Consider the following 14729-nt stretch of genomic DNA (forward strand, 5'->3'; position numbering starts at 1 on the left):
GAACTACTCCTCCCTGTCCAATCCGGCAAACCGGATCGTCTGAGGGAGGGGCTTCCTTGAGACTACTCAGCCTAAAAACAATATCTGAGCGATCCTCTTCCTTCATCCCCCTCTCTAATGAGAGCGAGTCCAGAGGCTCTACCCTGCGTTCCGCAGGTGAAGAAAAATCAAAGTGGAAGATATGAGTGTGATGATGCTTGAGATGCACAACGGCTTGCGGCTTTCCCCGCCTTGTTCCCGATCCCTTCGGGAGTTGTCACATCCTGTTTGCCCACTTCCTAGCTTGGTTCTCGCTTCAGATTGAGGTGACAATGCAACAAGAACTATATGGTTTCAAGGAAGAAGAAATTCGTCAGATTCAATAAAAACAGAAGGTGTGGAAGTTGACGGCTTTCATCCCCCACCTGCCACTTCCGGTAAACCGGAAGTGTCGAGGAAGGGGACTTCCCGCCTTATAGTTAAAAAACCGGGAGGCTCAAACCTGAAAGAAACCCTTCTTGAGATCAAATCAGAATTTACCGACTACTTCAAAGAACGCGAAGGTGAGGTCAACGGCTCTCTTCTCGCTGTCCTTTCAGGCGAAAACTTGCTCTTTCTGGGACCCCCCGGCACAGCCAAGACCCAGCTTGCCAGAAGCATCTGCCAGACGATTGAAGGGGGGAACTTTTATAATTACCTCCTGACAAGCTTTTCTACCCCTGAAGAGATTTTTGGGCCGCTTTCCCTAAAAGCCCTTGAAGAAGATGAGTTCAGGAGAAATATCGAAGGCTGCCTCCCGACAGCCCATATTGCTTTGCTGGACGAAATTTTTAAGGCAAGCAGCGCTATCCTCAACAGCCTCCTTACTATTCTGAACGAAAGAAAATATCATAATGGAAGGGAAATTGTGGATGTGCCGCTTCTCTCGGTCTTCGGGGCTTCAAATGAACTTCCCGAAGAAGACGAAAGCCTGGAAGCCCTTTATGACCGTTTTCTGTTCAGGTACAGGCTCTCCTATATCCAGGACGATGAGAACTTTAAAAACCTCCTTTTCAGAGAAACTGAGGACTTCAGACCCACTACAATCCTTCCGGCCTCACAAATCGAGAGCCTCCGCAAAAGCGCAAATTCCCTGCCCGTTGACCCTGATGTCGAAGTAATAATCACGGAACTCAGAAAGAACCTTCAGATCCAGGAAATCGAAATCTCGGACAGGCGCTGGAAAAGGATTGTCCAGGTCCTGAAGGTTGCAGCCTGCAGTAGCGGGTGTCTGACTGTTGACAGGACAATGGCTCTTTTGCTCCAGCACATGCTCTGGAACCTGCCCGAAGAGCGAGAAACCATCAGAAAAACTGTTTTTAAGCTCGTTGTTTCCGGCGGCACAAATACAGAAAAACTTCGCCTGGACGCTGAGGACCTGAAAACAGCCCTTGATATTGCCCTGAAAAACGAACTCCCCGTTAGAATCGTCTGCGACAGCTGCGGGGAAGAATTTCAGTTGAGGGAAAATCTGGAGGTCCACCATACGGCCTGCCCGAACCATAGCTATACTCTCAGGCAGGAAGGAAATTCGAGGATTTATCCTTATGATAACCTAATAAGGGAAATTGATTCTCTCCATGAGAGTTTGGGAAAGAAGAATACCCTGTCTCAAATCCAGAGAGAGGTTTTTGAAAAGGAATTTGAAGCCCTGGCTGATAGAGTAAACAGAGTAAAACAGCGGCTTGAGGAAGAAAAAGAGCTGCTCAGAAACCTTATGGATGCAAATATCTGGCTTTCAACTGCTGACAGAAATGAAGCCCTGCTCCTGCATGATGCGGGAAGAACACAGCTGTCAGGAACTGAAGAACTTATAACCGTAATTCGGGACCTCCTTGGCTTGCAGAACAGAGAAGACAGGTCTATAGAACCCAGATCCGTAAAACCATCATCTTCCGGTCCTCATGCCGCAAAACTGGAAGCAAAGGTCCAGGCGCCTGATTCTGGCAACAACACCAGTTGTTTCATGAAAGGACTCGGGTCCAGGTTTAAGCTCAGATGAGTAAAACACAGTGGATGCAAATGAGTAAACACAGGCCTGGAAATGTGAGATTCGGGTATTGATAAGAATAGGATCGGTAAGAATAGGATTGATAATAACAGGATTGATAAGAATAGGATTGATAAGAATAGGATTGATAAGAATAGGATTGATAAGAATAGGATTGATAAGAATAGGATTGATAARAATAGGATTGATAAAAATAGGATTGATAAAAATAGGATTGATAAGAATAGGGTATTGATAATAACAGGATATTTGTAGGAATCAGGTGCTGATACAGGTAAGGTGTTGATACGAAAGATTCAGCCGGGTTTTTGAACAGTCTGGATAGCGCCCCCGGGTCTTACTCTTTTTTCTCCAGAAACAGGCTCTGGCATGATTCTCTTTCTGTCCAGAGACAGGCAGCTTTCCTGCTTGAGGGAGAGCTTAGAAGCACTATTGCTTATCCCCGGACGATTCCTCGCCATCTGCGTGAGAAAATAGCTGAAGTGATTGCCCTTGAAATTCTCTTTGGGCAGCCATACGAAATAAAAGATACTGAGAGGTTCATAAGATTTTTCGGAGCATTTTACCCGATCTTACTTACCCTGAGAAATTCAAGACCGTGGCCCGGACTTCAGAAGATTGCAAAAAGAAGCAGAGGAGCAGGAATTGCGTGCCTGAAGCTTCTTCTTCCTCTAGTCTATGACCTTATGGAACGTTTTTCAGCAGCCCGGGAGAGGGGTTTGGAAACAGGTTTACTGAAAAGACTTGATGCCGAAACAGAAGCCATCCTCAGGGAATTCGAAAAAATCCTCAAACAAACTTTCCTTCTCCGGGAGAGCAGTTCCGACGATTTTTCTGCACAGGGTTTTCAGGGCTCTAACCCTATTTCCGGACAGCCTGACCTTTATGAAGCTATCTTCAGTTTCATGGAGAAGGATGGATGCCAGTGTTTTCTTGACGGGATAATGGAAGGGCTGTACTGCAGGATGCAGGAGTTTATCTCTGAAATGGAAGAAAACCTGGACCTTTTTGATACCCTTGCACTTCTTTTCCCTGGCAGGAGCTGGAGTTATTCCGTAAAAGAGCTTAAAAAAGAGCCTTTTTATGTCCAGCTCAAGATGCTGAAAAATTATTCGGCTTTTTTTGAAAAAAATCCTGACCTCAGGAAAATAGTAAATTTTATAGGCAGGCGGGAATTTGACCCTCCGGCTGCCCGCATACGCTACTCTCCTTTTGGAAAAAACAGGATCCAGAATGTGCGTTTTTCAGACTCAATAAATAACCTGCTGCCCATGGAAGCCGCAAAGCTCCTTAACCCGGCTCTGAAGCGTAAGTTCTATGCTGACATGCTTGAAGGAAAACTCCTGAGCTACCAGCTGCTTGGCAAACACTACACAGGCCCCCCCCGTATAAAGCCCAGGGGACCTATGATTGCGCTCGTTGACACTTCTGGCTCCATGCACGGGACCCCCCAGACTCTTGCCAAGGCTGCAGTGCTTGCCATGGCAAAGCTGATGCTCTCCCAGCAGCGGGACATGAAGGTCATCCTCTTTGCTTCTACAAGCCAGCATCTGGAAATAGAACTCAGCAGCAAAAAGAGGATGTCAGAAAAGTTCCTGAACTTCTTGCTGTATACTTTTGGCGGCGGGACGGATTTCAATACTGCGCTTGCTTCAGGCCTTAAATCCCTTAAGGAAAAGGACTTTCAGGGTGCGGACCTGCTTTTTATCACTGACGGAAAGTCAGAAATCTCTGATGAACTTGTTCTGGCTCGCTGGGAAGAGGCAAAAAAGAAGTATAACGCACAGGTCTACTCGCTTATCATTGGAGGCAGCGGAGCAGGCGGGCTTTCACAGATTTCGGATTATACATATATAGTGGAGATGGAGCAGGGTTCTGAAGGCACTGGTGGAAGAGTGAAACTGGTAAATTGTGAGACTGGAAAACAGTAAAACTAACGAATTTTGAGGATAGCTAAAGCAGCTTACATGAAGGGGTTAGGCAAATACATGAATATGCCTATTACGATCAATAAAACAATAACGATGGACAGAATTGCACTTATAAGTTGTTTTGGGCTCATTCTACTGCTCCAGTTTAGCTTTAATAGCTGTTAACTATAAAAACCGTTTCATTTAATCTCGAACATTTTGTATATGGTTATTAAAATAAATTAAAAGCTATCAATAGGTTAACGTCCTTTATCAATTTATAATTATCATTACCATTTTTATAGTATTCTTCGTCAGTCAGTCGGTGAATCAATTAATCAATCTTCTCAAAGTGAAAATAATGGTAAGCCAGAAACTTATCCAGGACTAGCAAATCGAAGACATCCTTTAAAAAGCAAAGTTCCTTCGCCTTGTCCTTTCCGATGCCAATACTCCGTACATCCTCCCCATAGCTTTTGGCTACAGGGAACAATGCTATTCCTTCACATCTCCCGGGAAGGCAGAAAAATGAGGTCCTCAAAAAGAACCCCGGGGTCTGTTTCGAAGCCACCATCGAAACCGAAATTATCACCGCCGAAGGTCCCGCAAGCTAAGATAAATATGTTCAATGTTCCATAACATAGTTCTTGAGATAGTCAGGTTGATTTAATGTACGGTCCCAGGACCATATCTTTATAAGATCCCCCTGCCGGGACCTTCGGATACAGGATCTCTTCCCTGTCCGTGCAAGCTTCCAGGAAGCAAGGTCCGTCTGCATCCATAAATGCTTCCATTTTCTCTTTCAAATCATTTCTGCTGCTTACCCTCTCCGCATAACTGAAGCCAAACGACCTTGCAATCTCTGCAAAATTCACATCTTTTGGCCTTTGTGTTCCTGTGCGTGTTCCTTCATAAGATATATCCTGAAGGTTCTGGACCATACCATCGCTTCTGTTGTTCAGCATGAGTATCTTGATTGGAAGGTCCAGCGATACGATGGTATGCAGTTCTCCCAGATTCATCCTCAGACTGCCGTCACCATCGATTGCTATGACTCCTGAATGCGGGTTCGCATAATGGACACCGATTGCTGTGGGCATGGAAAAGCCCATTGTGCCGAAGGAGCCGGAAGTCATGAAAGATTTTGGGCATTGCATTGGCAGGTACTGTGCTGCGAGCATCTGATGGTTGCCTACACCGGTGGTTATCTTTGTGCTTCCGTCAACGTAGTTTGCAAGCATTGAAATGACCCCGGCAGCCTGTATGTATTCGGATGTCCTGTTGTAATCCAGAGGCCACGACCTTTTCAGGTCTCTTGCACGCATCTGCCATTCCCGAATATCCAGACAGATGTCATGCTTCCTGGCATAGTTCAACAGGTCGCGGAGCGCTGTGGCAGCATCCCCTATGAATGTGAATTTCGGACTGCGCTCGATTTTTATCTGATGCATTTTCTCGGGATTGATGTCGATGTAAGCTATGTCAGTACCTATTGCAAACCCAACCTTTTCCGCAACCCGGTCATCCCACCTTACCCCAATAGCGAAGAAGAAGTCGTTCTCCTGTATGAGCATGTTCGCATAAGGTGTACCGAACATTCCCAGCATTCCCAGGTTCAGGTCATCCCTTTCGTCAACGACGCCCTTTGCCATGAGCGTATTGACAGAAGGTATTCCGAAAAGCTCATTGAATTCCCTGACAGCCTGGCTTCCGGGCTCCGAGTTCAGACCGCCTCCAAGATAGAGCAGGGGTCTTCTGGAGTTGAGCAGCAGTCTAAAAAAATCATTGCATTGTTCTTCAGACAGATGTCTATCATCGTGATAACTTCCCTCGAACCTTGTGATGTTCATACCATGATACTCATGGTTTTTCATCTGTTTGTCAAGGGGAAAATCTATGACTATAGGTCCGGGTTTTCCTGACTTTGCAAAGTAATAGGCATCCTTGACTATGGTTTCTATGTCATCATCATTGGAGAGCTGTATGACCTTTTTGGCTGCATCCCTGAAGATACCTTTGACGTTAATATGCTGGAAGGAATCGGTGCCTATCTTATGCTCAGGGACCTGCCCCGCAAATACAAGCAGGGGAATGCTGTCCCCATAAGCATCGGCAACGCTGGTGAGCGTATTAGTTATAGCAGGTCCGGATGTGACTATGGCTACACCTACCTGGTTGCTTGACCGTGAATAACCTGCTGCGCTGAATGCTGCCGATTGCTCGTTGGAATTAACTATAATCTCAATATCACTGTGTCTGAGGGCATGGAATACCGGAAGTATTGCTGCTCCCGTATAGCCAAAGATGTGTTTGACACCAAGATCCTCCAGACACTTAATCAGGACTTCTGCTCCATTCATTTCTTTCATCTTAAAACTCCCGGAAAGAAACAAAACTGGCACAGGACGCACTATTCAGTATAATAACCAAAAACAGCACACTTGAGCCAGAATAGTTTCTTTTTCTTGCTCAAGCGAATAGTACTACCACTAATACAACTGCTACGGATACAGGTAAATTAGATTCCGTGTAGTTTGTGGTAGAACTTAACATTATAAAAGTAAAGGGAGAATATTATACTTAAGGGTTGCCATGGGTTTTTCTGTCTGTTCAGCATCGGATCGTAGGGTGTAAGTCATTGAAAACCGGTTGCAGAAGAACTATTAATAAACATGCCCATACAAGCTGAAAGTGCCTTTTTTCAAGTTTGATCTTTTTTCAAGTATCATCTTATCTGACATTGTTTTACATGTAATGTTTAAATATAAATGAAAAGTTATCAGTTTAGTAAATGTTACAGAATTTTAGTAAATGTTATAGAATTTTAGTAAATGTTATAGAATTATTCACAAACTATCTCTTTCAGGTGAATAGCATGGGAAGCAAGAAACTGATCCAGAACCCCCGGCAAATCGAAGCCATCCTCGCAAACGCAAAGTTCATCCGCCTCGCCCTCTCAGACCCCGAAACCAGCAGCCCTTACCTTGTTCCCCTGTCCTTTGGCTATAAGGACAACGTAATCTACCTCCACGGCTCGTCCACAGGCAAGAAAATCGACATCATCAGGAAGAACCCCAGGGTCTGCTTCGAAGCCGACATCGAAACCGAAGTGATCACCGCTGATGACCCCTGCAAATACAATGTCCGTTACAGGAGTGTTATCGGACACGGGCAGGCACATTTTGTTGAAGATTACGATCAGAAAGTCGAGGGGCTTACCGTGCTTTCCGAGCATTACGGAGAAAAGGGGCCGTTTGAGTTTGAAGCATGGAAGGTTAACAGGCTGTGTGTGATCAGGATTGAGATTGAGAAGATGACCGGGAAAGAAAGTGGATTTTAATTTGCTTTCCTCTTAATTGTTAAAGTCTTCAATGAGGAGTTCACTGTAAAGTACTGTAAACGTGAAAATTTAACAATAAACCTTTTGTTGCCTTATATGATTATTGGCATACCTCTTCGGGGCTAGATCGAGAATATCTCAGTTTTCTCTCCCTGCACCGCGCTGGGCCTGAGCCGGCTTTCCAGCCAGATAAAAAACAACCGACAAAACGACAACTCAACAAAGAGAGACAATAAGCTGAAGAAATGTCTACGGGCTAAAAAAAATACTTTCCTTAAGCTTGGAAGCCGCTTTTTAATTCCCAGGTAAATACAAGCGCCTCCGCCAGCTTGCCTGGCGGCTCTTCCCAAAAAGAAAGAAAATTGAGACTAAAGAAGAAGCTGGAAAAGAAATGTTTTTTAGGAAGTTTTAATCCTATTTGCATCCTGACAGGGTATTTGGCTTTTTCACTTTTTGGCCTTGATTCTTTCTTTTCTTTTTACTTTGAAAGCCGCTCTCCTGCGTCGAGCGTGGCAAGAACGACCCAAGATGATGAATATGGTTATACGGGTAAGAATATTTTTAATTAGTCCGCTTGAACAAACCACTTACAACCTCACGACCGCAAGCCCCTCTTTACAAGCCCTACAAGCTCAAAATAGAATAATCAGATCAGAATAGAATAATCGGATCAGAATAGAATAATCGGATCAGAAACTTCAAATTAAACATTCGGCGTTATTAATACTAAAACTGCAAATATTATTACTAAAACTGAGAATATTAGATCACAACCTATTGGATCTTTAAAAACTAAATTATTAAGATTAGAGATATGTTAAAGAAGCAGAAGCCTTTTTTGCCAGACATGTCGGTAATTCACGATACAAGGATAATTCTTGATAAAAAGTAATTTGCGAAGAATTTTATAATATCATAGAGTGCTATGATATAATACTCTAAATAACTGTTACAGATGATTCAAGTTTTGTTTTGCTCAAACATAGGAGTTTTGTGTTGGTGGAGGAGTCTCTGGAAATTAGCGGAGTTTATTCGAAACACAAGATAATGAATTCATTCGATTTGAAGTCTATTGTGGCTGATAGTATGTAATATTTTCTGGAATATAAACTAAAAAATACTGAATATTTCATAGAGAACTTATTAATAAATGTTATTATTACCTGCCCGGGTGATCGTTATGTTCAGACGAGAATTAGTAGCTTCTTTTCTTGTATTTTCTTTTATCTTTGTATGCGTTCCTTCTGCTTTATGTATGAGTTCTCCGCAAACAATTTATGTTGCAGGGGACGGCAGCGGAGATTATAACTGCGCTGGAAAGAGCGATCAGGTACAGATAAACCAGGCGCTGCAATTTGTAGCAAATAACAGTGAATATACAACTGTCCATCTTAAAGGACCTTTTACTTACGTTATTGATGATAGTATCCTGATTGGCGACAATACAATTCTTGAGGGAGACTCCACTGCTGTGATAAAACTTGCTAACCACGCAGGCTGGCCTTCGATGAAGCCTCTTATCCAGCAGATGAGCGGCAAAGGAAATAACATTACAGTAAGGGGCTTTGAGGTCGATGGAAACTATGAGGGCAATCGTGAAATTCTGTTGGGTAGAGGATACTACAATGTAATGTACTTTACTTACTGTAATAATGTAAAAGTATACGACATGTATATGCACAATGGGCATGGGGACGGATTGAGGGTAAACAAGGGTAAAAACATTCAGTTTTACAACAACACCATATACAAGCTGGGACACGACGGTCTGTTTGTACTCCGGAGTGAAAATGTGGAGGCATGGAACAACCGAATAACCTGCAGGACCAATAGCGCTCTCAGAGTATGGAACTCAAACCACGTAAAATTCCACGATAACGTCATCGACTCCTTCCACCATTGGAGTGCAGGAGGTCCGGGAATACAGATTGAAAAAGGACCTGATTCCTCAAATCAGACAGCGATCGTCAACTATGTAGAGGTGTATAACAATACTATCTGTAACAGTTTTGGACCTGGGATCTGGATGCCAGATTATGATGAATCCACTAGCGTCGGTGATCAGGGAAAAAGTGTCCATATTCATCACAATATCTTCTACAGCACTGGCACTAATCCCAGTATTACCTCAATCGGGGGCATTGTAGCGAGTGGATTCAATGGGACCCTTATCGAAAATAACTTATTTGACAGATGCTATGGTGCTGCTATCTACCTCACGTCCCCTCCGGAGTATATTCCGGCAGGTGGATTATTCAAGATTATTGTGCGCAATAACACAATCGTAAACACTCAAGAGGGTACAATAGATCCGAACGGGACAGGATATGCAGCAATAAATAATTTCCCCCAAATATACGATTTAGTGCTGCAAAATAACAGCCTTTACAATAATGTGCGTGGAGATTATAAAAACTGCACATCGACAACAGATATATACGTTAATTCTCTTGCAGACCAGAAAAATCATGATTATCAGCTGCTGTCGGTTACAGGCCGCTGGGATGGAATAAAATGGGTTGATGCTGGAAAGGATATTGCGATAAAACTCAATAACATTGTCGCTTGCATTGCTCCTGCTCAAAGCGTTTCACCTGTCGTAAATGAAACTCAAATCACCACCAACGTATCATACAAGGAATTTCCTTCTATCTACGGTGATAAGATAGTGTGGCAGGATTATCGAAATGGAGACCTGGGAAATGCAAGCTGGGACATTTATATGTACGATATAGCCACTTCGAAGGAAACTCGGATCACTACTAATGAATCGTGGCAGGAAAATCCTGAGATTTTTGGCGATAAAATAGTATGGGAAGACGGGCGCAATGGGAACCAGGATATCTATATGTACAATATTTCCACCAGCACAGAAACCCGGATTACAAACGATGAGTCGGATAACACTCACCCTGCTATCTATGGTGACAAAATCGTATGGGAAGAAAGGCTCGATGCAGGAAACCATGATATCTACATGTACAGTATTTCCGCCCGCAAAGAAATCCGGATCACAAACGGCAAATCAGATAATATTCACCCTGCTATCTACGGTGACCGGATAGTATGGGAAAGGCATGATGGAGGAAACCATGATATCTGCATGTACGCTATTTCCACTCATAAGGTAACTCAAATCACTAAAAACGGAAAAGCCTGTAATCCTGCTATCTATGATGATAGGATCGTGTGGGAGGATTATCGCCTTGCAGATGAGTATGATCTCTCAAGTTCGGATATTTTTAAATATGATCTCTCCACTCACAGGGTAACTCAGATCTCAACCAGCGGAAGAGCACATAATTCTGCAATCTATGGTGACAGGATTGTATGGTATGATTTCCGGAACGGCAACGATGATATATATATGTATAATATCACCGCTTCCAGCGAAATTCAGATTACCACAAATATATCAGAGCAGGAATTTCCCGCAATCTTTGGTGACAGAATAGTGTGGCAGGATTACCGAAATGTACAGTATAACCCTGATATATATATGGGTAATATTAGCTACCCATCTGCCTCTGCTTTCTAAGTATCCGCCGTATCCGGAAAAGCACCTCTTACAGTGAGATTATCAGATAAAAATGATCCTGAATTCCAGCATCCATCAAGCAGAGCTCAGGCTATCAAGATCCTTGTAAATACTCTTAGTTATGGGGCGTTCATTGAACTTAATCCAGAAGATAAGAAAAATTTCATAAGCCTAAGGCTGTTCTTGATTTCCTGAGCCAAAGGTATCCTGAAATTAAATTTGATATTTCGAATGAACTCGCAAAAATAAGAGCTGTAAATAGTATCAGGGAAATTATGGGAAGGGTGAGGAATATATTGCATTGATACCTGTGGAATGAGACAATATTTGAGGGTAGATTCCAACCCTATTCTCCCCCTGTTCTTGTACCATCAGGCTATAATTGGCTCGTACCTATGTGCTCCCAGGTTGGCTTTATCTGTGATCTCTGTGTAAACTCAACGACCTGAACCCCATAATAAAGGAAGGTAATTTAAATGTACAAAAGTGTAATGCCGGCAAGAAACCTAAACCTATTTCATGAAGAAAAACTAAAAGCACATTTGGTGTAAGTGTGTCTCAAATAGATCTTTCAGATGGAGATCTTATTGTTTTTATTGGTGGTATCATTTTAGGAATTAGTTCAGGTCTTTTAACAAATGTATGGGTCACAAGTAAAGGAAATCAAGGCACAGCTCAGTGGTACTTTATTGACAAATTATGAAATATAGGAGTGAGTAAAATGAGTGATTACGAATTAACCGACATTGAAAAAAAAGCCCTGGATAATTGGATAATGTTAAATATACTCCCACAAAAAACACCAAATAAAAATTACACTAGTTATGCACTTAAAATTCTTTTTGAACAAACGCCAGATGGTTTCTTTATCACAAATAAGCAGTTTAAAGAAGCGATGGTCAGATGTAATTTCTTACCTGTAAATAAAAATAAATTAAATTGGGAATTCCGAATTTCCCTAAAATCTCCAGGGTTGAAATAATCTAAATGAGATTATAAACCTAACATATATTGAAAAAGCTTATCCAATTTTCCCAGGCAAAGGAAATGTTTCCAACAGAGTTTTAAAAAATGCATTTCTATTAATAAACAAAATCTGTTTATCAGATATCACCCTGCTTCTTTGGAAGAAACATTCCTTTTGAATTGCATAATCGGAAAGATTTCAATTCCTCTTTTCGAGCAGTAGTGGACAGTCCTTAGCGTGCAGGGTACGCATACAAACTTACGTTGATTGGAAGAAATCAGGGTTTTCTAAAGGAACACTGCACTGTATGAAGCAGAATGCCAAGAGTGATAAGCTATTTGCCCTTAATGCTCATATTCTGGAAAGGGTAAATAAATGGGAAGCGTTGGTTTCAAGTCAAAAGTAAAATGTGTATACTTTTACTGTAAAATGTAAAAGTGTAAATTTTACAGGTAAAATAGTAAAAACAGCTTAGGGAGTAGCTGTAAAAGGTTTGTAAACTGGAAATTAATTTTACAGGTTTTAGCAAAATTCGGTGAAATGGTTCAGAATTGGAGAGAGTTAAGGCTTGGAAAAACTTGGTTTCAGGGTCAGGTTAAGGCTTAGTGGCGATTAAAAAGAGAATATTATTAATATATACTTTCTACTTATTTTATTAGCATAGGATGTTAATAATAAAACTATTAGATTTCAATACGTGGCTAGTTTTACATAATTTTATAGTAACTTTTGCACATATCGTTGCAAGATTCTTATTCAATATAACGAGCGGTAAACTTACTATGGCACATAATAATATATTTGTGGATCTGACAGGACAGCGATTCGGCAAACTCCTTGTAATTAAACGCACTGAAAATAACAAAAGTGGCGTAGCTATGTGGTTATGTCAGTGTGATTGTGGGAATGAAAAAATAACAAGCGGCGGAAGCCTAAGGAGCGGTGGTACAAAAAGTTGTGGCTGTATACAGGCAGTTGATTTAATAGGTCAACAATTTGGTCAGTTAACTGTGCTAGAACGTGAAGAGAATACACCTGGTAACACTATGTGGCGTTGTCGATGTGATTGTGGAAATGAAACAATAGTAAGTGGTTCAAACTTACAGACAGGTCACATACAGACATGTGGTTGTTCAAAAAAATTGGAAGATTTAACAGGAGAGAGATTTGGTAATTTAATTATAATAAAGCGTGTTGAAAATAATAAATATGGTAAACCTCGTTTTCTATGTCGATGTGATTGTGGGAATGAAGCAATAGTATCTCGTGAATACTTATTGAAAAGTCCAATAAAGAGTTGCGGTTGTACAAGATTTGGTGATTTGAAAGAGCAAAAATTTGGCAAGTTAACTGTATTAAAACGTGATGATAATGGCAAACCTGACTCTGCTCAATGGATATGTCGCTGCGAATGTGGTAATGAAACAGTAGTATACGTGCACGCTTTACGCAGTGGTCACGTAAGAAGCTGTGGTTGTTTACAGAAAGGCGAGGACGCTAGAACGTCGAAAGAAAATAAAAAGGAAACGACATTTAACAGAATACTTGCTCAGTATGTAAAACACGCTAAAGAAGCAGAACGCGAATTCCTGTTAACTAAAGAGGAGTTTAGAGAATTGATATCATCTAACTGTTATTATTGTGGCAGATTGCCGTCGCAGGTAGCTCGTCACAGACATACTGCAATTCAATACACTGGTATTGATAGAATTGACAACTCGAAGGGATACACGTTAGATAATGTAAGACCTTGTTGCAAATGGTGTAATGTCGCAAAGTTGAACGCCTCTGAAAAAGAATTTTTATTGAGTATAAAGGCGATATATGAACATCTAAATCTGAAATCGAGAACTTTTGATGTGGAATGTGAACTAACTAAAATCATAGATGAGTAAATATGAGTAGGTGCTAATAAATGCCGAAATTTGTTGATTTAACAAGAGAGAGATTTGGGGCGCTAACTGTAATTAAGCGTGTTGAAAATAATAAACACGGCTACGCTATGTGGGAATGCCGATGTGATTGCGGAAATGAAACAATAGTGGGTCGTTCAGAATTACGTGCCGGTCATATAAGCAGTTGCGGGTGTTTAAAGGGAAAAATTGTTAATTCAGTTAGTAAGAGAACGTTTGGCAGTTTACTTGGCGCGTATAAAAGAAATGCTAAAAAAACAAACCGCGAATTTTTATTAACAGATGAGGAATTTAAAGAATTAGTACTATCTGGTTGCCATTATTGTGGGAAAAAACCATTACAATCAACAAACAACTACTCAAATGGCGTTATGATTTATAACGGGATAGATAGAATTGATAATTCACAAGGATATATTCCAGGCAATGTAAGAGCTTGTTGTACGATGTGCAACTATATCAAAAATAAAAATTTCGAAGTAGCTTTTCTGTTAATGGTAAAAACGATATATGAAAATATGCGTTTAGAATCATATATTAGCGATAAAACCAATAATGATTAATAATACTTTTTAAAATATCCTTATAAAGATACTTATTAGAAAAAATATATAATACAATACAGTTTTTATTAAAATTACTCTCAAAAATACTGTAGAAATATCTTATAGTAGCATACGAAAAGTTGACTTCTTTTTTCAGGTAAATTGTAAAAAGAAGAGTACTCCTTTTGTTAGGGCGATTTTCTAAAAAATGCGGTTGTGCATATTCTTCACACTTGCGTTGCGTTTTTTAGAGTTACCTATATCCCCCATTAAGAGTGCGGGGATATATATAACAACAAAAAAGTATACGCCGTTTTGTGAGATTTACGCACAACCGTTTTTCAAAAGTCTTCCTGTCTAAAATTAATTCATTTTTATAAATTAAAGCTTAAAAAATAGTGTACTCTTTGCAGATATTATGCACAACAGTTAATTTAGAGAAGTCGTCTTAACAAAAAATAAATTTCTGCAATTTTTACGTAAAATG

General features: G+C 40.9%; 11 protein-coding genes. 10 read left to right on the top strand and 1 reads right to left on the bottom strand.

The features are described 5' to 3' along the window. From FXV91_RS10020 to FXV91_RS10040, 5 genes are all read left to right on the top strand, one after another. Positions 1-185 (top strand): hypothetical protein (locus tag FXV91_RS10020; protein ID WP_229390448.1); only part of this gene is annotated, 185 nt, incomplete at its 5' end. Positions 186-376: 191 nt separating this feature from the next. Further along, on the top strand, positions 377-2020 hold the full coding sequence (locus tag FXV91_RS10025) for an AAA family ATPase (protein WP_229390449.1): 1644 nt from the start codon (positions 377-379) through the stop codon (positions 2018-2020). A 58-nt stretch (positions 2021-2078) separates the two neighbouring features. Continuing rightward, positions 2079-2264 carry a hypothetical protein gene (locus tag FXV91_RS10030; RefSeq protein WP_229390450.1) on the top strand — a complete coding sequence of 62 codons (186 nt, stop codon included), beginning with the start codon at positions 2079-2081 and terminating at the stop codon, positions 2262-2264. Between the two features lie 73 nt (positions 2265-2337). Further along, positions 2338-3960, top strand: a complete 1623-nt coding sequence (locus FXV91_RS10035; RefSeq protein WP_229390451.1) for a VWA domain-containing protein — start codon at positions 2338-2340, stop codon at positions 3958-3960. 455 nt (positions 3961-4415) lie between these two features. Further along, entirely contained in the window at positions 4416-4553 is a 138-nt protein-coding gene (locus tag FXV91_RS10040) for a hypothetical protein (protein WP_229390452.1), read from the top strand. A gap of 42 nt (positions 4554-4595) precedes the next feature. On the opposite strand, the gene FXV91_RS10045 is transcribed toward FXV91_RS10040, so the two are convergent. Next, positions 4596-6308, bottom strand: coding sequence for a thiamine pyrophosphate-binding protein (locus tag FXV91_RS10045; RefSeq protein WP_229390453.1), 1713 nt, complete (start codon positions 6306-6308; stop codon positions 4596-4598). 506 nt (positions 6309-6814) lie between these two features. Between FXV91_RS10045 and FXV91_RS10050 the strand changes: the two genes are divergently transcribed. The 5 genes from FXV91_RS10050 (at position 6815) to FXV91_RS10070 (ending at position 14260) form a co-directional block, all read left to right on the top strand. After that, entirely contained in the window at positions 6815-7279 is a 465-nt protein-coding gene (locus tag FXV91_RS10050; RefSeq protein WP_229390454.1) for a pyridoxamine 5'-phosphate oxidase family protein, read from the top strand. A gap of 1180 nt (positions 7280-8459) precedes the next feature. Beyond that, a complete protein-coding gene (locus tag FXV91_RS10055) occupies positions 8460-10817 on the top strand; it encodes a right-handed parallel beta-helix repeat-containing protein (RefSeq protein ID WP_229390455.1) in 2358 nt (785 codons plus the stop codon). A gap of 721 nt (positions 10818-11538) precedes the next feature. After that, positions 11539-11799, top strand: a complete 261-nt coding sequence (locus tag FXV91_RS10060; RefSeq protein ID WP_048041448.1) for a hypothetical protein — start codon at positions 11539-11541, stop codon at positions 11797-11799. A gap of 650 nt (positions 11800-12449) precedes the next feature. Continuing rightward, positions 12450-13679, top strand: a complete 1230-nt coding sequence (locus FXV91_RS10065; RefSeq protein ID WP_229390456.1) for a hypothetical protein — start codon at positions 12450-12452, stop codon at positions 13677-13679. Between the two features lie 20 nt (positions 13680-13699). Then, complete coding sequence (locus FXV91_RS10070) at positions 13700-14260, top strand: hypothetical protein (RefSeq protein ID WP_229390457.1); 561 nt, start codon at positions 13700-13702, stop codon at positions 14258-14260. Positions 14261-14729 lie beyond the last annotated feature (469 nt).

The organism is Methanosarcina sp. DH2 (assembly GCF_020804225.1).
GTDB lineage: Archaea > Halobacteriota > Methanosarcinia > Methanosarcinales > Methanosarcinaceae > Methanosarcina.